The organism is Stenotrophomonas sp. STEN038 (assembly GCF_056759895.1).
This window is the reverse complement of record NZ_JBRRDW010000056.1, coordinates 1-26,498: the sequence shown is the minus strand read 5'-3', so window position 1 is coordinate 26,498 and position 26,498 is coordinate 1. Positions and strand designations below refer to the sequence as shown.

Genomic DNA, 26,498 nt, shown 5'->3' with positions numbered 1-26,498 from the left:
CCCCCCCCCCCCCCCCCCGCCCGCCCCCCCCCCCCCCCCCCCCCGCCCCCCCCCCCCCCCGCCCCCCCCCCCCCCCCCCCCCCCCCCCCCCCCCCCCCCCACTACAGGTAACGCCCCAGCCGAGCATGGCTCGGCTCTACCGCTTCTGCTCCCTCCCTTTCGCATAGCGAAGGAGAGGGTTGGGGAGGGGGGCTTTTTGATTTGGCTGGTAACGCCCCAGCCGAGCATGGCTCGGCTCTACAGCAGGGTTGCTGCTGCAAGCCCCGCTACCGGTAACCCCCATGCCAACGGCGCGATCCAGCGCGGTCGGTACGGGTAGAGGCCGAACGCCAACAGCAGACCCGCGAAGGTCATCGCACCCAGCCACCAGACAGGCCCCAGCGCCCAGCCATGGCGCCACACGCACAGAGCGAACACAGCCGTCAGCAGACTCCAACCCAGCCAGCGCCACAGCCGCATGCGCGCGGCACTGGCGCCGGCCTTGCCGTGCAGCTCCAGCTGATGCTTCTCCATCGCCAATGACAAGGCAGCGAACGCTGCGAACGACAAACCCAAGGCAAGCAGCATCATGCGCTTGCCTCCGCCGCGACACTAGCCTGTTGCCGGCGCTTCTTCTCGGCGGCACTCAACGGCGGCTGCCAATGCTGCATGCGCCAGCCGCAGTACGCCAACATCGCGCCGAAGGCGATCATGGTCAGGTCGAAGCTCGCCAACACCCAGTCACCCGATGCAATGGTCGCGCCAAGATGCGCCTGCGTGGTGAAGGCATTGAGCAGGGGTATCAACGCGAACAATGCCGCGCCCACATACAGCTGCCAGGCCCACATGATCCGCTTTGGCCAGATGAAGGCCGCCAGCAGCGATGCTGCCCATGCATAGAAGAACACATTGACCTCGGCGTCGCTGCGCTCTGCCAACTGCACTGGGAGCAAACGGTTGCCCCAGAAGTAGGCGGCGAAGGCTATTGGCAGACCGGCGACGGCGCCGATGTTCAAGGCATCGACCAAGCGCAGGCCAAAACCGGTCTTGCCGGACTTGGCATGTTTGGGCCGCTCCTTCACCGCCCATAGCACCACACCGCTGGCCACCATCAGGCAGCCGATCAAACCCGACACGAAGAACAGCGCACGCAAACCCCAGTCGGCGAAGCGTGCCAGATGCAGCCCGTACATCACGCCACGGGTCTGCGTTGCACCACCGGCATTCGGGCTTGCCTCCAGTAGTTCACCACTGACTGCGTCATAGCGCAGCGACGGCGTGTCTATCGACAGGCGCTTTCCGTCGCGCTGCTGGATGTCGACCACTGCATTCGCCGCGCCGGGACGGTACACGGTGAAGCCACCGATGTCGGCGCCATTCCACTGTTTGCGCGCGCTATCCATCAGTTGCTGGATCGGCACGGGCACCGCCGTGCCTTGGCCCGGTGATTCGACTTCGGCCATGCGCGCGAAGGCCTCGCTGAAGAACGCATCCTCGTCATTCGGATAGGCCGATTTCACGCCCCAGGGCAGGTACAGGAACATCAAGGTGACGATGCCGGTGTAGGTGATCATCGCGTGATACGGCAGCGCCATCACCGCGCTCACGTTGTGGAAATCCAGCCACGAACGCAGGCCTTTCTGCGGACGGAAGGTGAAGAAGTCCTTGAAGATCTTCTTGTGGGTGATGACGCCTGTAATGATCGCTACCAGCATGAACATCGCACAGAAGCCAACGATGTAGCGCGCCCAGATCACCGGGATGTAGTGCAGGTCGAAATGCACGCGATAGAAGAAGTCGCCGCCGCGGGTTTCGCGCGCGGTGACTTCATTGCCGGAGTTGGGATCGACGGTGGCATCACCGAAGCGACCGCCGCCACGACGCCTGCGCTTCTCGCCTTCGACCGGTGGCTTGACCATCGATTCGGGGTTGCGCCAGAACATGCGCATCGCCGGATTGCGGGTATCGGGGAGGGTGACGCTCCAGCTCTCGGCCTGCGGCGCCTTGTGCTGCAGGAAGCTGAGCGCGCGGCTGGCGGCATCGTCGGCACTGACCATGCTGCGCGGCAATTCAGGCCGCATCCAACGGCTGATTTCCTCGCGGTAATAGCTGGCCGTGCCAGCCATGAAGATCAGCAGCAGCAGCCAACCTACCAGCAGGCCAGTCCAGGTATGCAGCCACGCCATCGATTGGCGGAATCCGTTCTTCATGCGGCAGCTCCCAACCACTGGGTGCCCAACCACAACAGCGCGGTCGGGATCAGGATGCCGACCCATGCACGCAGCGCGCTGCGGGTGGCGAATGCCCACAATGCGGCGCAGGCGCACAGCACGATGGCGACCAGCATGCCGGTCAATACCGCCTGGCTGCGGGCGATGGGCAAGGCCACGGCGAAGAACATCGAGCACGTGGCGGCCAGCGCGTAGCCGCCGATGATGGCGGCGAGCGAGCGCGACAACACGCCCAACCAAGGGCGTGCGAAGAAACTGCCAAGACGGGTGTACCAGGGGCTGGCGAGAGGCGTGCTGTCCACGGGAACCTGCAAAGTCGGATCAATACGGACGCCACCGGCAAAGCCGGTGGCGTGGAATAAGTCGGCCGTCCCTGGCCGCCACTGCCTGGCAGTGGTTCCCTGGAGGGATCAGAGCTTCCAGCGCAGGGTCAGCAGCACATTGCGTGGCTCACCCCAGTACACGCCGTTGTAGAAGCCCACGTTGCTGAAGTACTCCTTGTCCAGCAGGTTGTTGACGTTGAGCTGGGCGCTGAAGTTCTCGTTGAAGCGGTAGCCCGCAGACAGGTTGAGCAGGTAGAACGACTCCTGGGTGATGCGCGCGCTTACGGTGCGGCCACTGGTCAGGTAGTCGGCCGCAGGCTTGCTGCTGTTGCGCCAGATTTCGCTTTGCCAGGTGGCACCGCCGCCCAGCCAGAATCGACCTTCGACACCGCCCGGGCGCCAGCTGGTGTTGAGGCGGAACGTATCCACCGGGGTGGTGGTGTTCTGGCGCACGCCTTCCTGGCTGTAGCTGGTGGTATGGGCGAAGCCGGCCGACAGGTTCCAGTGCTCACCCAGGCTGCCCTGTGCTTCCACTTCCCAACCCTTGACCTTGTTGCCCTTGCCGGTGGAACGCCAAGCGGATTCCCCATTTGGCAGTGAGCCCGGCAGGACGCTGTCATCCGGCTCGGCGACGTTGTCCTTGACGCCCTTGAATACGGCAGCCGAGGTGTTGAGCAGGCCGTCGAAGAATTCCGCCTTGACGCCGGCTTCCCACATGTCGCCGACCACAGGCTCCAGGTAGTTGTTGTTCTTGTCGCGGTATTCCTGTGGCTGGAAGATGTCGGTATAGCTGGCGTAGGCGCTGAAGTACTTGTTGATGTCGTAGATCAGGCCGAGGTAAGGGGTAAGCGTGTTCTCCGGCTTGTAGCCGCCGCGGGTAGTGCCGGTGCGGTTGCCGGCGGTGTCGTAGGTGTAGCGCCAGGTCTTGGTTTGCCAGGTGCTGTAACGGGCACCGGCGACGGCCAGCAGCGGATCGGCCAGCTGCAGGCGGGCGGCGACATAGGCGGCACGCTGCTTCAGTTCGTTTTCCGAACCCAGGTAGCCGTTGCGCACGATCGGCAGTTCGGGGATGTTGCCGGTCCAGTTACGCCAATCCGGCACCTGCGCGTAATCACTGGAATAGGCGGGGATGGTGATGGATGGGGACTCGCCCTTGCGCAGGGACTCTCCCAGACCGAACACCAGTTCGTGCTCGCGGCCGAACAGTTTGAAGTTGCCGCCAACGTTCACGTCGAACACATCCATCGTGCTCTGTTCGGCGAAATGCGACAGGTAGGCGGTGACGCCGGTGCCATCCGGGCGCGGGAAGCCATTGGCGCCGTACCAGACGCTGCCATCGGTTTCACGGTCCGCGTGGGTGAAGCTGCCCTTCAATGCCCAGCCGGCACCGAGCTGCTGCTCGATGCGGGCAAAGCTGGTCTTCTCGACGATGGGCCACTGGCTCCACGACGCTGACATGTTGGTCGAGCGCGGCAGGTTGGCAGGCTTGCCGTCCACACCCCAATAAGGCACCACGCCCCAGGTTACGCCGGAAGTCTCCGGTGACTGGTACTCATAGCCGAGCTCAAGCAGGGTGCTGTCGGTGACGTCAGCCTGGATGATGCCGTAGAAGACGTTCTTGTCGAGCTTGTAGACATCACGGAACGAGTCGCTCTGTTGCTTGGCCGCGACCGCGCGGGCGCGGATGCGGCCGTCCCAGGCCACCGGGCCGCCGATGTCGAATTCCATGCGCTGGTTGCCCCAGCGACCGAGCGTCAGGTTGGCGCCCATCTGCACGGTGTCGGTGGGGCGCTTGCGCACGAAGCTGATGGTGCCGGACGGATCGCCCGCGCCGGTGGTCAGGCCGGTAGCGCCACGTACTACTTCGATACGCTCATAGATCACGTTGTCGGTATTGGTCTTGATCGACCCACCGAAGGTGTTGAGCATGCCATCGACCTGGAAGTTGGTGATGTTGTAGCCGCGCGAGACATAGTTGATGCGCTCGCTGTCGGTGACCGAGACATGCACACCGGTGACCTGGCCCATCACATCGGACAGAGAGAACAGGCCCATGTCGTCCAGGCGCTGACGGGTGATGACCGTCACCGACTGCGGCGTTTGACGCAGTGACAGGTCCAGCTTGGTCGCGGTCTTTGCGTGCTTGACGGTATAGGAGTTGGGTAGCTCGCCTTCGGCGACGACCTTCACTGCATCCAGCGTGGTTGCGTTGTCGGCCGGTGCTTCTGCGCGCGCAGAAGTGGGATTGCCAGCGAGTGCGATGGCCAGAGCGGTCGATAGCAGTGAAAGCGAAAGCGGAGTGGTTGCACGGGGGCGATGCATCGGCGTTTCCTGAGTGGCGAAAGTGGAGCGGCCAACAGAGGAGTGCCCACGGCGCCGCCACACGACTGGCGTGTGAGGTGCCGGAAGAGGTTTCCCGCGTGCTGCCCGCATGCGCTGCGCGTTCGCTCATTGGCGTCGCGCGGCTTGGTATCTATCGGGGGTACACGGGGCTTGGCGGGTGGATGCGGTGCATCGCTGCCGCGAGGGGCTGGGCGTACGGCCTAGTTAGTAACGATAACCATTCTTATTTGTGAGGGCAAGCTAAATTGTCTTTTGAAACTGTTGAACTTTCTGCAGTGCGATGTTTTTCGCAAAGAAAGTGCTCTCATGGTGCTTCCGTGGATCGACTTGTGCCTCGTGGCAAGCGCCAAAAAAGCGGCCACAGATTGCTTGTGGGAGCGGCGTAAGCCGCGAAGCTCACGAGCCGTCAAATCACTGCTTCGATTGCGATCCGGAAAAGCGCTTGGTTTGTGCGGATTGCAGGACCTACATCGGCCTCATGCGGTGCCAGCTTCGCGGCTTACGCCGCTCCCACAAGCGTTGCCCGCCCCATCGTGGCTGGATCAGAACTTCAGCCAGCCGGTCAGTGCATGCAACAACAGGCCGATCAGGCCGCCTACCAAGGTGCCGTTGTAGCGGATGTACTGCAGGTCGCGGCCGACGCTGAGCTCCAGCTGTTCGACCAGTTTCTTTTCATCCCATGCCTTCACGGTTTGGGCGATATGGCTGGTGACGCCGCTGCGCAGGCGATTGGTCAGCTTTTCCGCGCCGGCCAGCATGTGCTGGTTCAAGGCATCGCGCAGGGCCGGATCGTTGCCGATGCTGGTGCCCAGCTTGCCAAGGCTGCGCTCCAGATGACCGGCCAGCACCGAGTCTTCGCGCGACAGATCCGTGCGCAGGTAGTCGTGCACGCGCTGCCACAGTCCCTGTACGTATTCCTGCACCGCCGGGTGATCGATCACCTGCTGCTTCAACGCGTCCACTTTCGCGGCCAAGGCGGGATCTTCACGGAGCCGACGGATGTAATCGGCGATCCATGCAGCGTAGTCCTGGCGCAGCGGATGCTCCGGCTGCGAGAGGATGGCCTGCAGTTCTTCCAGCCCTGCGCGCGCCAGCCTGTCGGCCAATGAGTCGCCGATTTCGTCGATGGGCTTGACCCAGTCCACGGTGCTGGCCAGCTTCGGCCACTCCTTGCGGATGTAGCGCACGATCAGGGCCGAGGCCTGTTGCCGCACCTTGTCGTTGTCCAGCCAGTGGGCGACGCGGGTGAGGCCTTCATCGAGCACGCGCTGATGGCGGTTGTCGGCAGTCAGCAGGCCCAGCAGCTCGCCCGCGGTTCCTGCGGCATTCCACTGCCGCAGCTGCGCCACCACAAAGCCCTGGATGGAACGACGTACGGCGGCTTCGTCGAGCAGGTCCAGTGCCTGCACGGCCCAGCCGCGTGCCATGCCGGCCAGCATTTTGGCCTGCGCCGGTTGCGCCAGCCATTCGCCCAGACGGGTGGCTGGATCGAACACTTTCAGCTTGGCCAACAGTGCTTCCGGCTCCAGGAAGTGATCGCGGACGAACACCGCCAGGCTGTCAGCGATGCGTTCCTTGTTGCGCGGAATGATGGCCGTATGCGGGATCGGCAGGTTCAACGGTCGACGGAACAAAGCCACGACCGCAAACCAGTCGGCCAAGGCGCCTACCGTGGCCGCCTCACAGAACGCGCCAACCCAGGCCCAGATGCCGCGTTCGCCGTTGATGTGGCTGATGATGAAGCCAGCCAGCATCGCCAGCAGCATCGCTACCGCGTACAGCTTGAGGCGGCGCAACTGCGCGCGGCGCGGATCGTCCTGCGGGGCCACGGCTTACTCGCTCTCCTTTGCGCTCACCGCCCGGCGGAAGCAATGGTTGCCGGCAGGGTGTGCCCACTCGCCGGCATTGCCGCGTTGGGGACCGTCCGCAGTGCTGGTGTCGAACTGCGCACACAACTCGTAATGGGTGGCGTCCAAGGTCCGGTAGCGGTAGTCCGGCCCGCCGGCAGGGTCCTTGTAGGTCAGGATCATGCCGGGTTGCGCGGCGAGGGCGAGGATGTTGGGCGGCAACGCGTCGTTCTCGCGCCAGTAGTTGCCGGCCGCGATTTCCAGTGTGCGCAGATGCGATACCCGCGCGTCGTCGAGTCGCTTTAGCCGCTGCTGCGACGGTGAATCGATGACCCAGACGCCGGCTGCAATTGCGACTGCAGTGACGATGCCGGTCGCCCAGAGTACGCGGGTGCCCCAAGCAGTGCGGCTCATGACTCGACCTCCTCTTGGCGCAGGTCCCACAGGTAGTAACCGAACACGGTGCCAGCGATGACGCCAACCACCAACACCTTGAGCACGAAGCGCAGGCTGAGGTCGCCACCGAGCAGGTTGAATACCAGCGCGGTGAGGTCGCCGATCAACACGGTGGCGGCCACGAACAGGGTCAGATAGGTCAACCAGCGGCGCACGGGCGAGAGCCGTTTGATCGGATGCCTGTCCACGTCGCGACTGACGCGGTGGGCGGCGAAGACGAACACCGGGAAGGCGATCACTAGCGCCGAGATCGCCCAGCGGATGCCGCCACTCAACCGCATCAGCTGCCAGTCCGGATCAGTCGGATCGGGCAGGGCGTACTGGATCAGCTGGAACAGCAGGCTGCCCAGATTCCAGGCGAAGAAATACAGCGTGCTGAACAGCACCAGATAGGCGAAGGCTTCGCGTGCCGACAGCGAGGCACGTGGACGTGGCACCGGCAGCGGGAAATCCACTTCGGCCCAGCCATCGAGTACGCCACTGATCTGCTGTTCGCTCCAACCAGCGGCAAGCAATGCGCTGCTGACCTGCTGACGGCTGTGTCCGCGTATCAAGGCGTCGCGGACAAAGGTTTCAAGTTCGGGAGAGGCCGAGGCCATCACATGCTCCTTGCGTGGATGACCGCAGCCTAGGGTGCCGGCTCAGCGCAATCAAGCGTCGATGGGTTCTTCGACCTGTGCGGCCAGCATGCGCGCGCGCAGTGCGTCCAGTTCCATGCGCAAGGCCTGGTTCTCGGCGGTGAGCGAGGTGACGCGCTGACGCAGGGCCTGCAACTCGGCGCTGTCGTTGCTGCCATCAAGGCCGTCGGCTTCGGCCATGCTCAGCGGCTGCGATTCGTCATCGGCGTCGTCGCGCGCAGCCTTGGGCTTGCGCTTGGCGTCACGTACGCGCTTGGCAGCCTGCTTCAACTCGTCCTTGCCGCCACGCGCCGCTGCGCGCTGCTCGTCCTCAGGCAGGCTGGCCACAGTGGCTGCCGCGCTGAGCGAGATCGCGCCCACCCGCATCGCCTCGATCACCTCGGCGGTGGCGTGGTCGTGGATCTTCTCGATCATCGTCACCTGGCTGGGGCTGAGCTTGGCTTCACGGGCCAGATCGGCCTTGGACAGCTTGGGTGCCGGGTCCCACGGCGGGCTGTCGTTGTCGGCGGCAGTGCTGGGCGCTGCCTCACCTTCGCTCTCACGGCGCAGCTGCTCCTGCTCGCTGCGGCGGCGGGTTTCGAGGATGTCGCGCTTGCGCAGGGCGAGCACGCCGCGCTGGTAGTCGGACACGCTGCGGCGGCCCAGGTGCTGCTCGATCATCCACAGATGAACGTCGTCCATCGACTTGAAGCGGGTATTCTGCACGGTGTTGAACGGGATCCCGTGCTTGGAGCAGATGCCGTAACGGTTGTGGCCGTCGATCAGTACATCGCCCCACAGCACCAGCGCGTCGCGGCAGCCCTCTGCCAGCAGACTGCGCTCCAGCGCGTCGTGCTCGTCCTGCGTGAGCGGATCGATATAGGCCTTGAGTTCTTCGTTGACGATGATGTCCATGAGCGCTGCCAGAAACGTGGAGCGGCATTGTGAAGCCAGCAAGGGCCACGGCCAACCCTTGTATTTGTCGAAAATAGCAGGTCCGTGTCGGTGCCCTACGCTGGCCGGCGTACCATGACGCCCAGTAGCAAAGCCTTCGTCACCGGGAAGAACCACATGAACAGTCCCCAGATCCGTGAGCAGTGGCAGACGCTTGCCGACAGTCTGTCACTGCGCACCCGCGCGTTCATAAATGGCCAGTACGTAGATGCCGCATCAGGGGCCACGTTTGACTGCGTCAGCCCGATTGACGGGCGTGTGCTGGGGCAGATTGCTGATGGCGGCCAGATCGACATCGATCATGCTGTAGCGGCAGCGCGACGCAGTTTCACTGCCGCGCATTGGGCCGGGTTGAAGCCGGCCAAGCGCAAGCAGGTATTGCTGAAGCTGGCAGCCCTGGTGGAGGCGCACGCCGATGAGCTGGCCGTGCTGGAAACCCTGGATATGGGCAAGCCGGTGGCGCAGGCGCGGCGGGTCGATATCGGTGGTGTGGTCCGCTGCATCCAGTGGACGGCGGAGGCGGTGGACAAGCTCTACGGCGAAGTAGCACCGACTGGCGCCAACGAGCTGGGCTTGATCACCCGCGAGCCACTGGGCGTTGTCGGTGCGATCGTGCCGTGGAATTTCCCGCTGCTGATGGCGGCGTGGAAAGTAGCGCCGGCATTGGCGGCCGGTAATTCGGTGGTGCTGAAGCCCTCCGAGAAATCGCCGCTGAGCGCGCTGCGCTTTGCAGAGTTGGTGAGCGAGGCCGGCATTCCGGACGGCGTTTTCAACGTTGTGCCTGGCAATGGCAAGGGCGCGGGCGAGCCGCTGGCGCTGCACATGGATGTGGACGGATTGGTGTTCACCGGCTCCACTGCGGTCGGCAAGCGCTTGCTGCAATGTGCCGGCCTGTCGAACATGAAACGCGCTTACATGGAGTGCGGCGGCAAGAGCCCGAACATCGTGTTTGCCGATGCGCATGATCTGGACAAAGCAGCTGAGGCAGCGGCGAGCGCGATCTTCTACAACCAGGGCGAGGTATGCACGGCAGGATCGCGCCTGTTGGTGGAGCGCTCGATCAAGGATGCGTTCGTGGCCAAGGTCATCGAGCATGGCCGACACATGCAGCCCGCACATCCGTTCGAGCCGAAGGCAGCGATGGGCGCGATGGTGGATGAAGCGCAGACCCAGCGCGTGCTTGGCTATGTGGGGAAGGGCACCGAGGAAGGCGCGCGTTTGTTGCTGGGCGGTAAGCGTGCTGAAGTCGTTGCAGGCGGTTGCTACATCGAACCCACGGTGTTCGATGAAGTGAGCCCACAGCAGAGCATCGCGCGCGAAGAGATATTCGGGCCGGTGTTGTCGGTGATTGCGTTCGATGGTGAACAGCAGGCACTGCAGCTTGCCAACGACACCGAGTACGGCTTGGCTGCGGGTGTGTGGACGCGCGATGTCTCGCGTGCGCATCGGGTTGCTCGCGGTCTGCGTGCGGGCAGTGTGTGGGTGAATTATTGGGATGGTGGCGACATGACTGCGCCGTTCGGTGGATACAAGCAGTCGGGCAACGGTCGCGACAAGTCCTTGCACGCTTTCGACAAGTACACCGAGATGAAGGCGACCTGGATAAATCTCGAAGGCTGATTCGCCCCCTCCCTTTGGCGCAGCCAAGGGGGAGGGTTGGGGAGGGGTTGGCTGTTGATCTTCGGTTGTTGCGCTTGAAGCTCCACAAGCAACAGCAAAAGCTACCCCCTCCCAACCTCCCCCTTGGCTGCGCCAAAGGGGAGGGGCGATGCATGCAGCCTTGCTCCCTCCCTTTGGCGTAAGCCAAGGGCAGGGGTTTTTGTTACTCCTTTTCCTGTGCAACCACTGCACCAGTTGCCGGATCCAGTCGTACCTCAACCTTCTCGCCGCTGGAGGCCCTGCCCTTGGCCTTCCACATGCCGTCATCCAGCTTTACATCGCTGACGCCGGTATAGCCGGCGCTGGAAAGCTGCGCGCGGATATCCGCCTCGCCCAACTGCGACACGGCCTTGTCCGGGTAAACAGTGCCATTGCGTGGATCAAGCTTCACGTCGACCTTCTTGCCATCGGCACTTGTCGCGTCCGCTTCCCACATGCCGTCCTCGAACTTGACGTCCTTGATGTCGGTGTAGCCCTGCGACTCCAGGTGCGCGCGCACCTGCGGCGCGGTCAATGCATCCTGGGCCTGGGCGATGCCGCTGCCGGCCAATGTCAGTGCGGCTGCAATCAAGGCGGTACGTAGCGGTCGGTTGTTCATTGGTCTGCTCCTTCGGGTTCATCGCGCTCCTGGCGCGGGATCAACCCTAACGTCGCCAACCTGTATCGACCCGTGAAGTGTCGCGGATTCAACGCGCGCCAATCGGATGCGGTTAACCGATGTGCAAGCGATGGCAAAAAAGTGTTTGAAGAGTGTTCAACACGTGAGCGGACGATGCTTGGGCCAGCGCGCAACAACAGGCAATCGTAGTGCCGAGCCATGCTCGGCAAGGGCCTTCCCGTGAACAGGCAGTGCTCAGGCTTGTGTAGGAGCGACGTCAGTCGCGAAGCCAATACGCCATCTGATCGCGGTGATGCTTGCTTCTGATGCGATGCATGCTTCGCGGCTTACGCCGCTCCTACAAGGCTTCGTCGGCGTTTGCAGCCGCTGCCGGACACCCATGTGTCCGGCAACGTTCTGTCAGTGTTTAATCGTCGCCGCGCTTGCGCAACTGGCCCGCAAAACGATCCAGCCACTGCGCGAATCCCTGCAGTACCGCGCCGCCCTTGTCCTTGAGTCCAGCCAACTCCGCTTCAAGCCGCTCGCGGCGGGTGGACTCGCCTTCGTTGCTGGGCAGCGGCGGCAGTATGTGGGCGAAGTAGGTGTCGCCGAGGAACTTGTGCAACAGCCGTTCGCCGATGAAGGGCTCGCCGTTGTTCAACGCGCGCGCACCCTTGAGCAGATTGCGGATGTCGTACTGGGTCGGGCTGAGATCGGGAACCTGTTTCGGGAGGTCGAGCAGGCTGTAGACCGCGATGCGGGCAGTGCGAACTGAGCTTTCCATGGTGAACACCACGTCGTTGGCGGTCTCCACGAACTGGCCAACCAGTGCCAGATTGGTGCTGCCGGCTGGCACTACATGCGGGCGGTCACCTGCTGCGCGTGGCATGAACTGGGCGGTGATGTACGGCATCAACGCCAATCGCACCTTGGTGTGCGGAATGATGGCGTTGAGCTGGTCGGAGATACCCAGGTGGTGGCACAGCTCGGCTACGATCTCGCGCCCGCTGCACTCCGGCATGGTCTTCTTGATGAAGTTGCCGGGCTGGTCCATCAACAGCGCGTAAACCCACATCACCACCGTGTCCTTGGGCTGGCCGGGGAAATGCGGTTGGCGGTTGATGGTGACGCTCAATACCCAGTTGGAATCGGTGAAGGTGATGATGCCGCCGGTGGCGGTGCGGCCCGATGTCGGGTCGTTGACCGAGAGCTCGCGCAGCTTGTCGACCAGCGGCGATGGCTTGCAGGTGAGCGTGGCCGACTCCCACATCGAGCGATCGATGTCACCGCAGAACTTGTCAGGCTTGCCGAATACCGGCGAGTGCTTTGCAAGGTTTCGCCACAGGCCCCAGCTGCTGCCTTCGGCCGGGCCGCCGTGGCGCTTCTTCAACACCGGCACCGTGTCCAGATCGCCGTAGGCGGTGTCTTCTGTCATCGAGCCGGTCAGCGCAATGACCAGGTCGCGCGGGTCGACGGCGAGGCGGCCTTCGCCTTCATTGCTGCGTGTATGCAGCGCGGTGACGGTGCGCTGTTCACCCTGTACATCGAAGTCCATGTCCAGCACCTGGGTGCCGAGCTTCACCTGCACGCCTTTCTCGCGCAGCAGCTTGATCAGCGGCGTGACGAAGGTGTCGTACTGGTTGAACTTGGGGAACACCAGCGTGGACATATCGCCGAAGCCGTCGATGGCATCGAGGAAGCGATGCATGTAGAGCTTCATCTCCAGCAGGCTGTGCCAGTTCTCGAAGGCGAACATCGAGCGGAACAGGAACCAGAAATTGCTGGCCAGGAAGCCTTCGCTGAAATGATCCTCGATGGTCAGGTCATCGAGCTGGTCCTTGCGCTTGAGCAGCAGGCTGACCACTTCCCATTGCTGCTTGCGGTTCAGGCCGAAGCGGGTGAAGTCGGGCAGCACCTGGCCCTGCTTGTGCATCAGCCGCGACTTCGACCAGTTCGGGTCGGCGTCGTTGGCCAGCCGGTATTCGTCGAGCACGCTGAAGCCTTCCGGCAGCTCCAGCGCCGGCACGTCCTGGAACATGTCCCAGAGATTGTCGTAGTTCCAGTTCATCTCGCGGCCGCCGCGGACGATATAGCCGTCCTCGGGATTGCCGGCGCCATCCAGCGAGCCGCCCTCGATGCCGGCGCCTTCGATGATGGTGATGTTCTCACCCGGCATATGGCCGTCGCGGATCAGGTAGAACGCCGCCGCCATGCCGGCGATGCCACCACCGACGATCCATGCCTTGCGTGTCTGGATGCCCTCGGTGGGTAGTGGTTTGAAACGCTGGTAGTTGCCGACCATGTCCGGTGGCGGCAGCGTGTTGAGGGGCGTGTTATGCCAGTAGCGGGCGGTGGCGTCGGCTTCGTGCTCAAAACGCGGGCTGGATTCAGTCATGAGATTCTCCAAGCGGGGGGGGGGAGTGCACAACGAACCTTCCGAGCCTAAACAGCGTTTGGCTCGGATGGGTTACATATCCGTAAATCGTGGGCGCAGCCGGCTGTGATCGTGCGTGAGCAAGGTTGGTTTCAGCGGCGGCAGTGGGCGCTTTCCTGCAGCAGCGCGCTGCGCAGGGCGTCGCGGTCGCGCTCGTTCACCGCGTTCTGGAAGTAGTTCACGTCGCTTCGGCTCAGGCTGCAGGGGTCTATTTCGTAGCCTGGCGGCCAGAAACCGAGATAGCTGGCCACGCCCTGGATCATCTGCCGTGGGCTCATCTGCGGCTTCAGGCGGAAGTAGCGCGGCCTGTGCTGGAAGGCAGGGTCTTCGTTGAGGCGCCGGAATGCCTGCGGGGCGAAGGTATCGGCGGTCACCGCAGTGCCGCCAACGGCGGCATCGGAAATGGTCAGGTTCAAGGGCTGTTGGGCCGGCGCAGCGGATTGCGGCGCTACCGGCTGCAGTTGCTGGCTCGGCGAACGCCGGGAGCGCGAGCTGGTCGTCGGCGTGCGGTTCGACGCCACGGGCGCGGCAGGCTGGGCTGCGACGGGCGGGAGGGGAGGGCGCGGCAACCAGCGCAGGCTGATGCGCACTTCATCATCTGGCCGGGCCAGCGGCTCTGGTTGCAGCAGCCAGAAAGCGATGCTGCCGTGGACGGCAATCACCACGATCACCGCGCTCAGGTGGGGCAGGGGTTGCCGGATACGTCTGGAAGTTGTCGACATCGGCGATGCGTCCATGCGGGGGCCGATGCTGTGACCGCCAGTGATGGCAATGGTTCCGGGTAAACGGCGATGATCCGGCCTGGTCGTCAAGCGACCGTGTCGGCTGCAACCAAATAATGGCCGGCGCGGCGCTGCGTGGCAGACTGCGGCCATTGCCCACCTGTCATGACCATGTCGACCGTCGCCAGCTCCGTCCCACTGAACTCCCCGCGCCGCGTATTGGCGGCCAGCCTGATCGGCACCACCATCGAATTCTTCGATTTCTACATCTACGCCACCGCGGCGGTACTGGTATTCCCCAAGCTGTTTTTCCCGGAAAGCAGCAACGATGCCGCGCTGCTGCAGTCGCTGGCGACCTTCGCGGTGGCTTTCATTGCGCGGCCGGTGGGCTCGGCGGTATTCGGGCACTACGGCGACCGCATCGGGCGCAAGGCAACGCTGGTGGCGGCGCTGCTGACCATGGGGCTGTCGACGGTCGCGATCGGCCTGTTGCCGACGTATGACGACATCGGTGTGATCGCTCCGATGCTGCTGGCCTTGTGCCGTTTCGGGCAGGGGCTGGGGCTGGGCGGTGAATGGGGTGGGGCGGTGTTGCTGGCGACCGAGAATGCACCGCCGGGCAAACGTGCCTGGTACGGCATGTTCCCGCAGCTGGGCGCGCCGCTTGGCTTCCTGCTGTCGGCAGGCACCTTCCTGCTGCTGGGGCGGGTGCTGGATGACGCCAGCTTCCTGGCCTGGGGCTGGCGTGTTCCATTCATCGCCAGTGCGCTGTTGGTGATCGTCGGCCTGTGGGTGCGTTTGAACATCCGCGAGACACCGGATTTCCAGAAGGCGCTGGATAACGGCCAGCGCGTGCGTCTGCCGATGCGCGAGGTGCTGGTCACTCACGGTTTCGCGGTGGTCGCCGGCACCTTGGCGGCGTTCGCCACCTTCGTGCTGTTCTACCTGATGACGGTGTTCACGCTGGGCCATGGCACATCCGTGCTCAGCTATGCACGCGAGGACTTCTTGCTGCTGCAGATGGTCGGCATCCTGTTCTTCGCTGCCGGTATTCCATTGGCGGCGCTGTATGGCGATCGTCGTGGTACGGTCAAGGCGATGTTGTGGGCGACGCTGGGCATCTTCGTGTTCGGCCTGCTGTTCCAGCCCTTGTTCCAGGCCGGGCATCCGTTGCAGGTGTTGTTGTTCCTGTCCTTGGGCCTGTTCCTGATGGGCCTGACCTACGGCCCCTGCGGCACGATGCTGGCCAGCCTGTATCCGGTGCAGGTGCGTTATACCGGCGCGTCGCTGTCGTTCAATCTGGCCGGCATTCTGGGCGCTGCGCCCGCACCTTATGCGGCAACCTGGTTGGCCGGGAAATTCGGCATTGCTGCCGTTGGCGGCTACCTGTGCATCACCGCTCTGGTAACGGCGTTGGCCTTGCTGGCCATCGGTCGTTGGCAACGGCAGGGTGCCGCAGGGACGCCGTAAGTCGCGACTACTGCCGGTCCCACACAAGACCGGTGATGTGTGCGCCTTGCGGCGTACCTGCAGCGGTAAAACGCAGGAACGGCGGGGAGGGGATATCTGGGGGGATGTCTGCAGCCACGCAGTTCCTGCAAAGCGATTCAGCGGAACAGGCGCTTCAGCGTACGTCCCAGCCAGCTGCCTTGCTGGTGTTCCTTGGCGAACTGATTGAGGTGGCGCTTGACGTGTTCGGCATAGGCCTTGTCGTCACCGCGGATATGGTTGAACAGCCAGCGTGACAGCATGTTGCGCAGTTCGTCGGTGACGTCTTCGCCAGCCTGGAAGCGCATGCGGTACTCGGAGACGCGCTTGCCGAAGACTTCGTGCACGCGCTTGTGCGCGGCACAGAACGGGTAGCCGGCCTCCTCCATCAGCTCTTCTTCGAAAGCGAAGTGCGACATGGTGTAGTCCACCAATTCATCGATGACTTCAGCCACGGCGACCTGTTCCAGACTTCTCTGGGCGACGTGAAGGTGGTTGAGCATCTCCACGATGCGCATGTGCTGATGATCGATGACCTCGACACCCGTATTGAGATCGTCTTGCCAAACCAGTAGTGCCACCGCCACTTCTCCCTCGTGTGCTTTGAGCTGCACTGTAGGGAGCAGGCCGGACGGGCGCGTTGATCTGGATCAATGCCTGCAGCGAGGCACCGATTTCATTCAGATATCAGCGTGGTGGATTTCAGTGTGTGTCCGCGCTGCAGACGCGGTTGCGACCAGCAGCCTTGGCCAGGTACAGCTGGCGGTCGGCTTCGGTGATCAGCGAATGCAGATTGCCACTGTGCAAGGGCATACGGCAGACGCCGATGCTCACCGTCATGCTCAGGATGTTGTCACCGAAAGGCAGCCGCAAGGCAGCTACCGATTGCCGCACTTTCTCGAAATGGGCAGCGCTGGCGGTTGCATCCAAGCCGGAAACCATCAGGCAGAACTCCTCGCCACCAAAGCGCGAGCTGATGTCCTGGCTACGGGTATTGGCCTGCAATACCGAGGCGACTGCGCGGATGGCCTGGTCGCCGGCCTCGTGGCCAAGGCTGTCGTTGATGTGCTTGAAGTGATCGATATCGACCATGGCCACGGCGACCATGCCGCCATTGTCGACAGCACTGAGCTGGCGCTGACTCTGCTCCAGGAAGCTGCGGCGGTTTGGCAGCCCGGTCAGGAAGTCGCGAGTGGCCAGGTCCTGCAGCGTGCCGATCAGTTCCAACTGGTCCACGTTCTGCGAGACGCGGCAGAAGAACTCCTCGCGCGAGAAGGGTTTGCGCAGGAAGTCGTTGGCGCCGTTCTTGAGGAAGCGCGGAATCAATGACGGGTCCGAATTGCCGGAGATGCCGATCACCGCCACCTTGTCGCGTGCGCGCAATGCGCGCAGCCGCCGGGTCAATTCCACGCCCTGCATGCCCGGCATTTCCTCGTCTACGATGACCAGTCGGATAGCGGGATCGGCCTCGATGGCACGCAGTGCGGAGGCGCCGTCATCGGCTTCGATGACGTGGTAGCCGTACATGGACAGCAGGGCGGAGGCGTAGGCGCGGGCCGACGGTGAGTCATCCACCACCAGGGCGGCGATACGGCGGTTCCGCTCCATGCGCTGCACCAGCCAGACCAGGTAGTCGATGCTGCCTGGCGTGTTCTTCAACACGTAATCGATGATCTGCTGTTGCAGCACGCGCTTGCGCAGGTCTTCGTCGTAGACACTGCTGACCACGATGGTCGGCAGCCCGCGATTGACGAAGTACTGCACCACCTGGTCGCGGTCGCCATCGGCCAGTATCAGGCCGGTCAGTACCAGGAACCAGCCGTCCTCGCGATCCAGCAGTTCACCGGCCTCGGCCAGGCTGGAGGCGACACTGACCGGTAGCTCCAAGCGCTGCTCGATGGCCTCGCGCAGCATCGTGGTGAAGGTGCGCGAGTTCTCCACCAGCAGGATGCGCTGGGGCAGGGGCGCGATCGACGGACTGTCAAAGGCGGCCTGTGGCGTGCTGGCAGTGGTGGCGAGAGTAGGGAGCATCGGAAGATATAGCGGCCGCAGGCGTAAGAGCTTGAGGTTGTTTGTGTAGCCGCGATTCGGGATTGGGAAGGATCCGGCCTTCACTTGCTGTGATCCGCCGCTTCATCCCCGATCCCGCGTCTCCAGCCCCCATCTCACCACAGCAGATCGCGCAGCTTGTACCAGGACATCGCCGCCACCAGCATCGGCATGCGCAAGGCCTTGCCGCCGGGGAATACACCGTGTGGGATGCGCTCGAACACGTCCAGCCGCTGCGCCTGGCCAGCGATGGCGGCGGCAAGCACTTCACCGGCCAGGCCTGTGCTGGCCACGCCGTGGCCGGAGAAGCCCTGCGCGAAATACACGTTCGGGGTAATCCGCCCCCAATGTGGGGCTCGGTTGCGGGTGATGTCGATGTAACCGCCCCAGACGTACTCCATCTCCACATCGGCCAGCTGCGGGAATACCCGGCGCATGCGCCGGGTCATGCTGGCACGCAGGGCGGGTGGGGGAAGTGCCGAATAATTGGCCTGGCCGCCGAACAGCAGGCGGTGGTCGCGACTGAGCCGGAAGTAGTCCAGCGCCCAGTTCACGTCGGCCACGGCCATGTCGTTGCGGATCAGTGCCCTGGCGCGTTCCGCGCCCAGCGGCTGGGTGGCGCCGATATAGGTGCCGACCGGCATCATCCGGGTTTCCAGTTCGGGTGCGATGCCCTGCAGCCAGGCGTTGCCGGCCAATACGACGAAATCAGCGTCCACGCGGCCGTGAGCGGTGATCAAAGCAGCTTGCGGGCCGCGCTCAAGTAGGGTGACCGGTGATTGCTCATGGATTGTGACACCGGCGCCTTCGGCGGCCTGGGCCAGGCCCTGTGCATAGGCCAGCGGGTGCAGGTGACCGCTGGCGGCATCGTAAACCGCGCCGAGATAGCGTTCGCTGGCCAGTTCCTGCTGCAGGCGCGGGCGGTCCCACCATTCCAGCGGGTGGTCGTAGCGCTGTGCCATGCGCTCGATGTCGGCGCGCAGTGCGCGCTCCTGGCGCGGGTGGATGGGAACGCTGGCATGGCCGTCGCGCCAGTCGCAGTCGATGCCGTGCCTGGCGATGCGCTGCTTGAGCATCTGCATGCCGTCGCGCGAGAAATCGAACAGGAGCCGCGCATCTGCGTCGCCGACCAGGACTTCCAGCGTGTCCTGCTCGCAGCCGTAGCCGACGATGGCTTGGCCGCCGTTGCGGCCGGAGGCGCCCCAGCCGACACGCTCGGCTTCCAGTACCGTGACCTTGTAGCCTTTTTCGGCCAAGGCCAGCGCGGCGGTCAAGCCGGTATAGCCGGCGCCGAGCACGGCCACGTCGGCGCGCGTCTGCCCACGCAGGGGGGCGCGCAGCGGAGGTTCGGGTTGGCTGGCGGCGTACCAGCTTGGGGGATATACGGATGCAGCGGCGTCCACGGACATCAGGCCGAATCAGGGGCGGGAAGTGTAACGACCCCGGCGTGTGTGGCGTGCGCAGGCCGGTGAAGAACCCGTGTAGTTTGCCTTGGTTTACTTGAATGCTGGATGGCGCTTGGTTGCCTAAACAGCGGGGCAGGGGTAGCGTGCTGGCACGTCTCATGAGCGTTACCCATGGCCAGCTTGCCGCTGGTCGGCTTGCCTACCGACAGCAAACCGATCGGGTCCCATCCGTTTCTTGTCGTTGGTGAAAAGTACGTGCGCGCCGTTGTGGACGGTGCGCAGGCCACGCCACTGCTGCTGCCGTTGTTGCAGCCGCCGTTGCCGGCCGAGGACTGGTTGGCGACGCTGGATGGCCTGCTGTTGACGGGTGCGACCAGCAATATCGAGCCACACCATTACCATGGCGGTGACAGCTGGCCCGGCAATCCGCATGATCCGGCACGCGATGCCAATGTGTTCGGGCTGATCCCGCAGGCACTGGCGCTGGGCATGCCGATACTGGCGATCTGTCGTGGTTTCCAGGAGGTCAATGTCGCCTTTGGTGGCAGCCTGCATCCGAAAGTGCATGAAGTGCCCGGGCTGGCGGATCACCGTGAAAACCCAGCGTCATCGTTGGAGGTGCAATATGGGCCTGCGCATGGCTTGATCCTGAGTCCGGTCGGCTTGCTTGCAGGCATTGCCGGTGGCAGCGAGGTAATGGTCAATTCGGTGCACGGGCAAGGTGTTGCCCGGCTGGGCGAGGGGCTGCAGGTCGAAGCCCGCGCGCCAGATGGGCTGATCGAAGCGTTTCGTGGCACGGGCCCCTCGTTCCTGCTCGGCCTGCAGTTTCATCCGGAGTGGCGGGTTACCGAAAATCCGTTCTATCTGGGCATTTTCCAAGCCTTCGGCGAGGCCTGTCGCCGCTATCGGTTACACAAAAAAGTTGGTTCCCCATGACGTCGCGCCCCCGCACCCGCAGCCGTAAAACCGCAACCGCCGTACAGGAAGAAAGCCTGCTGCTGCGCTGGCTCAAGGAACGGCATATCACCGAGGTCGAATGCCTGGTGCCGGATATCACCGGCAACGCGCGCGGCAAGATCATCCCGGCCGACAAGTTCTCGCACGATTACGGCACCCGCCTGCCCGAAGGCATCTTTGCCACCACGGTCACCGGCGACTACCCGGACGACTACTACGAACTGACCTCACCGGCCGACGCGGACATGATCCTGCGGCCGGACCCGGACACCGTGCGAATGGTGCCGTGGGCGACTGATCCGACCGCGCAGATCATCCACGACTGCTATACCAAGAGCGGCCAGCCGCATGAACTGGCACCGCGCAATGTCTTGCGGCGGGTACTGGCTGCGTACGAGGAGCTTGGACTGAAGCCGGTGGTGGCGCCGGAAGTGGAGTTCTTCCTGGTGCAGAAGAACACCGACCCGGATTTCCCGCTGCTGCCGCCCGCCGGGCGTTCCGGTCGCCCGGAGACCGCGCGGCAGTCGTATTCGATCGATGCGGTCAATGAATTCGATCCCATCCTCGATCTGATGTACGACTACTGCGATGCGATGAAGCTGGACGTGGACACCTTGATCCATGAATCCGGTGCCGCGCAGCTGGAGGTCAATTTCACCCATTCCGACGCGATGTCGCTCGCCGACCAGGTGTTCCTGTTCAAGCGCACCATGCGCGAGGCAGCGCTGCGCCATGGCATCTATGCCACCTTCCTGGCCAAGCCCATGGAGACTGAGCCCGGCAGTGCCATGCACATCCACCAGAGCCTGGTGCGTATTGCCGATGGTCGTAATGTTTTTGCCGGTCACGCCGAAGGTGAGTACAGCGAGACGTTCGACAACTATCTGGCCGGCCTGCAGAAGTATGTGCCGGCGGCGATGGGCTTCTTTGCCCCGAACGTGAACTCCTATCGCCGGCTGGTGTTTGGCGAGGTATCGCCGAGCAATGTGGAGTGGGGCTTTGACAACCGCACCTGCGGCTTGCGCGTGCCGATGGACAGCCTGGAGAACAACCGCGTGGAGAGCCGCTTTGCCGGCTCAGACGCCAATCCCTATCTGGCGATGGCCGCGACTTTGGCCTGTGGCCTGCTGGGCATCCGTGAAAAGCTGACGCCGACCACCCCGATCAGCGGCAACGCCAAGGAGCTGGGCTACGAACTGCCGCGCTCGCTGGGCGAGTCGCTGGATGCGTTGGAGGGCTGCGAAGCTCTGCAGGAGTTGCTGGGGCGGCGTTTCTGCCGCGCCTATGTCTCGGTCAAACGCAAGGAATACGAGACATTCTTCCGCGTGATCAGCTCCTGGGAGCGCGAGTTCCTGCTGCTGAACGTTTGACCGCGAGGCTTGTCTTCCTCCCTTTTGCGCAGCAAAGGGGAGGGTTGGGGAGGGGTAAGCCCTGCTCTGGCTGTTGCTGCAGTGGCTTCGCGGCTCACGCCGCTCCCACAAGCCTTACACCCATCTTCTACACACGAAGCCGTCGCAGATGGGAGAATATTCCCACTTCCCGGCTTGGCCGGTCCCCCATACCGCTCCCGGATCACACTGGAGAACCCATGAATCTGCGCATTTTGACCGTTGGTGTCGCCATTTCCCTGCTTGCTGCCTGCGGCGGCAAGGAAACCGGCGCCAAGCCCGCTGAGGGCGGCGAGGCCAAGGTCCTCAATGTCTATAACTATTCGGACTACATTGCCGAAGACACCATCCCGAACTTCGAGAAGTCGACCAGCATCAAGGTCACCTACGATGTGTTCGACAGCGATGAAATGGTCGAGACCAAGTTGCTGACCGGCGACAGCGGCTACGACATCGTGGTGCCGACGCTGAACTTCTTCGGCCGCCAGATCCAGGCCGGTGTGTTCCTGCCGCTGGACAAGAGCAAGATCCCGAACCTGGCCAACCTCGACCCGGCGGTGATGCAGCGCATCGCCGGCCAGGACCCGGGCAACCAGTACGGCGTGCCGTACATGATGGGTAGCACCGGCATCGGCTACAACGTGGCCAAGCTGAAAGAGCGTTTCGGTGGCAGCGCCGATATCGCGAACAGTTGGGACCTGGTGTTCAAGCCGGAAAACATCGCCAAGATGAAGGACTGCGGCGTGACCCTGCTGGATACCCCGGCCGACATGATCCCGGTGGCCCTGCATTACCTCGGCGAAGACCCGCACAGCGCCGACCCGGCCGTGCTGCAGAAGGCGGCTGACCTGCTCAAGTCGATCCGTCCGTACGTGCAGAACTTCCACTCCTCGCAGTATGTGGGTTCGCTGGCCAATGGCAGCACCTGCCTGGTTGTGGGCTGGTCGGGCGACATCATCCAGGCCCGCGACCGTGCCGAAGAGGCCAAGAACGGCGTTGAAGTGGCGTACTCCATCCCGAAGGAAGGCGCACCGCAGTGGTTCGACATGCTGGCCATCCCCAAAGACGCCAAGCACCCGGGCAATGCCTATGCCTTCATCAACTACCTGCTGGAGCCGGAGGTAGCGGCCAAGAACACCAACGTGACCCACTACGCCAACCCGGTGAAGTCGGCGACCTCGCTGGTTGACCCGGCCATCCGCGACGACAAGACCATCTACCCGGCTGAAGATGTGGCCGCCAAGATGTTCACCTATGCGATCAACACCCCGGAGACAGACAAGCTGTACACCCGTCTGTGGACCGAGGTTAAGACCGGTCGTTGATTTCAGACAGGTTTGGCGTCTGAATCTTTGCAACGTCTCCCTCCTGCAGGGAGGCGTTGTTGTTTGTGGCGTTCGCGCGCTGCCGGTTGCCAGTGGAGATGGCGAGGCAGGGCTTGTCTCCCTCCCTTTGGCGTAGCCAAGGGGAGGGCTGGGGATGGGTAAGCATTTTGGGCTCTTCGGGCATTGCCAGCTTCGCGGCTGACGCCGTACTGGACGTGCTGCGTGTAATGCCCCTGCCGAGCATGGCTCGGCACTACAGTGGCGCCAGCAGGCTTCGGCTTGGCTCCCTCCCTTTGGCGCAGCCAAGGGGAGGGTTGGGGAGGGGGGCTTTGCAGCTCTGGCTCCTGCCGCTGCGGATCTACGAGCCGGAGCAAAAGCCACCCCCTCCCAACCACCCCCTTGGCTGCGCCAAAGGGGTGGGGCACGCCAACCGCCATAGGCGGCGGTGTCGCCAGCAAAAACGGGGGGCTACACTACGCGCGTTTGTTCATCTGCCTGCTTCCGGAGCCCTACATGCCCGTTGACGCCAAGCCAGAGGCCATCGCTTTGAACAGCGAGCCCGGCTACTTGTCCATCCGTGATCTGCGCAAGGAATTCGATGGCTTCGTCGCCGTCGATGACGTCAACCTGGACGTGCGCAAGGGCGAGATCTTCGCCCTGCTGGGCGGTTCGGGCAGCGGAAAATCCACCCTGTTGCGTTGCCTGGCCGGCTTTGAAACCCCGACCAAGGGCACGATCCTGCTCGACGGCCAGCCAATCACTGCGCTGCCGCCGTACGAGCGGCCGATCAACATGATGTTCCAGTCCTATGCGCTGTTCCCGCATATGACGGTGGAGCAGAACATCGCCTTCGGCCTGAAGCAGGACGGCATGGCCAAGGACGCCATCGCCCGCCGTGTTGGCGAGATGCTGGAGCTGGTGCAGCTGCAGAAGCTGGGCAAGCGCAAGCCGCACCAGCTGTCCGGCGGCCAGCAGCAGCGTGTGGCGCTGGCCCGCTCGCTGGCAAAGAGCCCCAAGCTGCTGTTGCTGGACGAACCGATGGGCGCGCTGGACAAGAAGCTGCGCTCGAAGATGCAGCTGGAGCTGGTCAACATCATCGAGCAGCTTGGCGTGACCTGCGTGATGGTCACCCATGACCAGGAAGAAGCCATGACCATGGCCACCCGCATCGCGGTGATGGACCAGGGCTGGATCCAGCAGATCGGCAAGCCGGACGATATCTACGAGCAGCCGGCCAACCGCTTCGTCGCCGGCTTCATCGGCTCGGTGAATTCCTTCGAAGGCGTGATCGACGAGGATCTGCCCGAATACGTCACCGTGCGCACCGCCGACTTCCCTGCGCCGATCTACGTCGGCCACGGCATCACCGGTTACGAAGGCCAGCCGGTGGCCTTCGCGCTGCGCCCGGAGAAGGTGCATATCGCCAAGGAAGAGCCGGAAGGTGACACCAACAAGGCGTTTGGCGTGGTCGAGGACATCGCCTATTTCGGCAGCCATTCGGTCTACCACGTACGCCTGCCCAGCGGCGCCAAGATTCTGTCCAACTTCGCCAACATGAAGCGCTGGGACAGTGACGGCATCACCTGGAACGACGAAGTCTGGGTGTCCTGGGACGACAACGACGGCGTGGTGCTGACCTCATGAGCGCGACCAGTCCACTCACCAGCGGTTGGCGGCGGTGGCTGCCGGGTGCACGCGCGGGTGTAATCGGCGTGCCTTACCTGTGGCTGCTGCTGTTCTTCGCGATCCCGTTCCTGATCGTGCTGAAGATATCCTTCGCCAAGATGGCGGTGGCGATGCCGCCGTACACCTCCATCGTGGAATACGTGGACAGCGCGTTCACGGTCAATCTCAACCTGGGCAATTACACCGCGCTGTTCACCGACAGCCAGTACATAGTGGCCTACCTGAGCTCGATCAAGATCGCGGTGATCTCCACGCTGCTGACCTTGTTGATCGGCTACCCGATGGCCTACGTGATCTCGCGCATGTCGCCGTCGGCGCGCAACATCGCGATGATGCTGGTGGTGCTGCCGTCGTGGACGTCCTTCCTGATCCGCGTCTATGCCTGGATCGGCATCCTCGACAGCAATGGTCTGATCAATCGAACCTTGATGAGCATCGGTGTGATCGACGAGCCGCTGCGCATGCTCTACACCCCGTTCGCGGCCTACGTCGGCATCGTCTACTGCTACCTGCCGTTCATGGTGCTGCCGCTGTACGCCAACCTGGTCAAACTCGACAACCGCTTGCTGGAAGCGGCCTACGATCTTGGCGCCAAGCCCTGGCAGGCTGTCCTGCGCATTACCCTGCCGCTGTCGCGCAGCGGCATCATCGCTGGCTGCATGCTGGTGATGATTCCCGCGGTGGGTGAGTTCGTCATCCCGGAAATGCTCGGTGGCCCGGATACCTTGATGATCGGCCGGGTGCTGTGGGGCGAGTTCTTCAACAACCGCGACTGGCCGTTGGCCTCGGCGGTGGCGATCGTGATGCTGATCCTGCTGCTGATCCCCATCATCATCTTCAACCGTTCGCAGCAGCGTGAGCTGGAAGGGAAGCTGGCATGAGCATGACCCGGCGTAGTTCCTGGTTGGGTTGGAGCATCCTGCTGCTCGGCTTTGCCTTCCTGTACCTGCCAATCCTGTTGTTGATGGTGTACTCGTTCAACTCCTCGCGGCTGGCGACGGTATGGGCGGGCTTCTCCACGCAGTGGTATGGCGAGCTGTTCCGCGACCGTCAGCTGCTGCAGGCAGCCTGGATCAGCATCAAGATCGCGTTCTGGACCGCCTCCGCATCAATGGTGATCGGCACCATGGCGGCGATGGCGATGACGCGTTTCAAGCGTTTCCCCAGCAAGACCATCTTCGGTGCCTTGGTGACCGCGCCGCTGGTGATGCCGGAAGTGATCATCGGCCTGTCTATCCTGCTGATGCTGGTGTCGATGGGTGGCCTGTTTGGCCTGCCGTCCAAAGGCGTGGTGGCAATCTGGATCGCGCACGTGACCTTCACCATTTCCTTCGTGACGGTGGTGGTGTCCTCGCGCCTGCAGGAGCTGGATCGTTCGCTGGAGGAAGCGGCGATGGACCTGGGCGCGAACCGGTTGAAGGTGTTCTTCCTGATCACCTTGCCGATCATCGCCCCGGCGCTGCTCTCCGGCTGGCTGCTGGCGTTCACCTTGTCGCTGGATGACGTGGTGATCGCCAGTTTCGTCGCCGGCCCCAGCTCGACCACCTTGCCGATGAAGATCTTCGCCTCGGTGCGCATGGGCGTGAGCCCGAAGATCAACGCCCTGGCTACGCTGATGGTGCTGGCGGTATCGACCGTGGCGGTGCTGGGTTGGTGGATCTCGGCCCGCGCCGACAAGCGACGCCAGCGCGACATGCAGCTGGCGCTACAGGAAAACGGCTGAGGCTCAAATGTAGTGCCGAGCCATGCTCGGCAGCGGCTTCACCAGCAATGCCAGCGTAGTGCCGAACCATGCTCGGCAGGGGCTTCACCAGCAATGCCAATGTAGTGCCGAGCCATGCTCGGCAGTGGCTTCACCGGCAATCCATCACCAATTGTGGGAGCGGCGTCAGCCGCGAAGCTGGCAGCATTGAAATCACCCACATGGCGGCGATTTGAAGGGCCACCGGCTTCGGCGGGCCCCACGCCGCCCCCCGAGCGGGATTGGTGTCCACCCCCCGCCCCCACGGGGGGGCGAGGCAAGCCCGCACGGGCGG

Annotated in this window: 22 protein-coding genes; 8 read left to right on the top strand and 14 right to left on the bottom strand. The window is 63.4% G+C overall.

Features of this window, described 5'->3' with window-relative positions:
* Window positions 1-237 precede the first annotated feature (237 nt).
* The 8 genes from ACVOLS_RS18145 to ACVOLS_RS18110 form a co-directional block, all read right to left on the bottom strand.
* A complete protein-coding gene (locus ACVOLS_RS18145; RefSeq protein ID WP_481546798.1) occupies window positions 238-570 on the bottom strand; it encodes a DUF3325 domain-containing protein in 333 nt (110 codons plus the stop codon).
* The gene (locus ACVOLS_RS18140) at window positions 567-2,189 is read right to left on the bottom strand and encodes a PepSY-associated TM helix domain-containing protein (RefSeq protein WP_481546797.1); all 1,623 of its coding nucleotides are present in this window, start codon (window positions 2,187-2,189) and stop codon (window positions 567-569) included. Before ACVOLS_RS18140 ends, ACVOLS_RS18145 begins: the two co-directional genes overlap by 4 nt.
* A complete protein-coding gene (locus ACVOLS_RS18135; protein ID WP_481546796.1) occupies window positions 2,186-2,512 on the bottom strand; it encodes a DUF3649 domain-containing protein in 327 nt (108 codons plus the stop codon). Before ACVOLS_RS18135 ends, ACVOLS_RS18140 begins: the two co-directional genes overlap by 4 nt.
* Before the next feature lie 108 nt (window positions 2,513-2,620).
* Window positions 2,621-4,855, bottom strand: coding sequence for a TonB-dependent siderophore receptor (locus ACVOLS_RS18130; RefSeq protein WP_481546795.1), 2,235 nt, complete (start codon window positions 4,853-4,855; stop codon window positions 2,621-2,623).
* A 563-nt stretch (window positions 4,856-5,418) separates the two neighbouring features.
* Window positions 5,419-6,705: a DUF445 domain-containing protein gene (locus tag ACVOLS_RS18125; RefSeq protein ID WP_481546794.1), complete on the bottom strand. Its 1,287-nt coding sequence runs from the start codon at window positions 6,703-6,705 to the stop codon at window positions 5,419-5,421.
* A gap of 3 nt (window positions 6,706-6,708) precedes the next feature.
* The gene (locus tag ACVOLS_RS18120) at window positions 6,709-7,137 is read right to left on the bottom strand and encodes a hypothetical protein (protein ID WP_481546793.1); all 429 of its coding nucleotides are present in this window, start codon (window positions 7,135-7,137) and stop codon (window positions 6,709-6,711) included.
* On the bottom strand, window positions 7,134-7,778 hold the full coding sequence (locus ACVOLS_RS18115; protein ID WP_481546792.1) for a DUF5671 domain-containing protein: 645 nt from the start codon (window positions 7,776-7,778) through the stop codon (window positions 7,134-7,136). Before ACVOLS_RS18115 ends, ACVOLS_RS18120 begins: the two co-directional genes overlap by 4 nt.
* A 51-nt stretch (window positions 7,779-7,829) precedes the next feature.
* Window positions 7,830-8,711 carry a ParB N-terminal domain-containing protein gene (locus ACVOLS_RS18110; protein WP_481546791.1) on the bottom strand — a complete coding sequence of 294 codons (882 nt, stop codon included), beginning with the start codon at window positions 8,709-8,711 and terminating at the stop codon, window positions 7,830-7,832.
* 156 nt (window positions 8,712-8,867) lie between these two features.
* Between ACVOLS_RS18110 and ACVOLS_RS18105 the strand changes: the two genes are divergently transcribed.
* The gene (locus tag ACVOLS_RS18105) at window positions 8,868-10,370 is read left to right on the top strand and encodes an aldehyde dehydrogenase (RefSeq protein ID WP_481546790.1); all 1,503 of its coding nucleotides are present in this window, start codon (window positions 8,868-8,870) and stop codon (window positions 10,368-10,370) included.
* Between the two features lie 202 nt (window positions 10,371-10,572).
* Here ACVOLS_RS18105 and ACVOLS_RS18100 read toward each other — a convergent pair whose 3' ends face one another.
* The 3 genes from ACVOLS_RS18100 to ACVOLS_RS18090 form a co-directional block, all read right to left on the bottom strand.
* Entirely contained in the window at window positions 10,573-11,007 is a 435-nt protein-coding gene (locus tag ACVOLS_RS18100) for a PepSY domain-containing protein (RefSeq protein WP_481546789.1), read from the bottom strand.
* 427 nt (window positions 11,008-11,434) lie between these two features.
* Window positions 11,435-13,402 carry an oleate hydratase gene (locus ACVOLS_RS18095; RefSeq protein WP_481546788.1) on the bottom strand — a complete coding sequence of 656 codons (1,968 nt, stop codon included), beginning with the start codon at window positions 13,400-13,402 and terminating at the stop codon, window positions 11,435-11,437.
* Window positions 13,403-13,533: 131 nt separating this feature from the next.
* Window positions 13,534-14,163, bottom strand: a complete 630-nt coding sequence (locus ACVOLS_RS18090) for a hypothetical protein (RefSeq protein WP_481546787.1) — start codon at window positions 14,161-14,163, stop codon at window positions 13,534-13,536.
* 165 nt (window positions 14,164-14,328) lie between these two features.
* Here ACVOLS_RS18090 and ACVOLS_RS18085 point away from each other — a divergent pair, with 165 nt between their 5' ends.
* The gene (locus ACVOLS_RS18085; protein ID WP_481546786.1) at window positions 14,329-15,633 is read left to right on the top strand and encodes an MFS transporter; all 1,305 of its coding nucleotides are present in this window, start codon (window positions 14,329-14,331) and stop codon (window positions 15,631-15,633) included.
* 137 nt (window positions 15,634-15,770) lie between these two features.
* Here the strand turns inward: ACVOLS_RS18085 and ACVOLS_RS18080 are convergent, their stop codons facing one another.
* The 3 genes from ACVOLS_RS18080 to ACVOLS_RS18070 form a co-directional block, all read right to left on the bottom strand.
* Window positions 15,771-16,232 (bottom strand): bacteriohemerythrin, encoded by a 462-nt coding sequence (locus ACVOLS_RS18080; RefSeq protein WP_481546785.1) that lies wholly within the window; start codon window positions 16,230-16,232, stop codon window positions 15,771-15,773.
* Window positions 16,233-16,353: 121 nt separating this feature from the next.
* On the bottom strand, window positions 16,354-17,682 hold the full coding sequence (locus tag ACVOLS_RS18075; RefSeq protein ID WP_481546784.1) for a GGDEF domain-containing response regulator: 1,329 nt from the start codon (window positions 17,680-17,682) through the stop codon (window positions 16,354-16,356).
* Window positions 17,683-17,816: 134 nt separating this feature from the next.
* Window positions 17,817-19,109, bottom strand: a complete 1,293-nt coding sequence (locus tag ACVOLS_RS18070) for an NAD(P)/FAD-dependent oxidoreductase (protein ID WP_481546783.1) — start codon at window positions 19,107-19,109, stop codon at window positions 17,817-17,819.
* A 168-nt stretch (window positions 19,110-19,277) separates the two neighbouring features.
* On the opposite strand from ACVOLS_RS18070, the gene ACVOLS_RS18065 reads away from it, so the two are divergent.
* The 6 genes from ACVOLS_RS18065 to ACVOLS_RS18040 all read left to right on the top strand — a co-directional run bounded on the left by ACVOLS_RS18065 (window position 19,278) and on the right by ACVOLS_RS18040 (window position 26,185).
* Complete coding sequence (locus ACVOLS_RS18065) at window positions 19,278-20,042, top strand: gamma-glutamyl-gamma-aminobutyrate hydrolase family protein (RefSeq protein WP_481546782.1); 765 nt, start codon at window positions 19,278-19,280, stop codon at window positions 20,040-20,042.
* Complete coding sequence (locus tag ACVOLS_RS18060; protein WP_481509002.1) at window positions 20,039-21,433, top strand: glutamine synthetase family protein; 1,395 nt, start codon at window positions 20,039-20,041, stop codon at window positions 21,431-21,433. The genes ACVOLS_RS18065 and ACVOLS_RS18060 overlap by 4 nt, the downstream gene beginning before the upstream one ends.
* Before the next feature lie 218 nt (window positions 21,434-21,651).
* Window positions 21,652-22,776 carry a polyamine ABC transporter substrate-binding protein gene (locus ACVOLS_RS18055; RefSeq protein ID WP_481546781.1) on the top strand — a complete coding sequence of 375 codons (1,125 nt, stop codon included), beginning with the start codon at window positions 21,652-21,654 and terminating at the stop codon, window positions 22,774-22,776.
* Window positions 22,777-23,289: 513 nt separating this feature from the next.
* Window positions 23,290-24,420 carry an ABC transporter ATP-binding protein gene (locus tag ACVOLS_RS18050; RefSeq protein WP_282272468.1) on the top strand — a complete coding sequence of 377 codons (1,131 nt, stop codon included), beginning with the start codon at window positions 23,290-23,292 and terminating at the stop codon, window positions 24,418-24,420.
* A complete protein-coding gene (locus ACVOLS_RS18045) occupies window positions 24,417-25,343 on the top strand; it encodes an ABC transporter permease subunit (protein ID WP_481546780.1) in 927 nt (308 codons plus the stop codon). Before ACVOLS_RS18050 ends, ACVOLS_RS18045 begins: the two co-directional genes overlap by 4 nt.
* Window positions 25,340-26,185, top strand: a complete 846-nt coding sequence (locus ACVOLS_RS18040) for an ABC transporter permease subunit (protein ID WP_296253173.1) — start codon at window positions 25,340-25,342, stop codon at window positions 26,183-26,185. The genes ACVOLS_RS18045 and ACVOLS_RS18040 overlap by 4 nt, the downstream gene beginning before the upstream one ends.
* Window positions 26,186-26,498 lie beyond the last annotated feature (313 nt).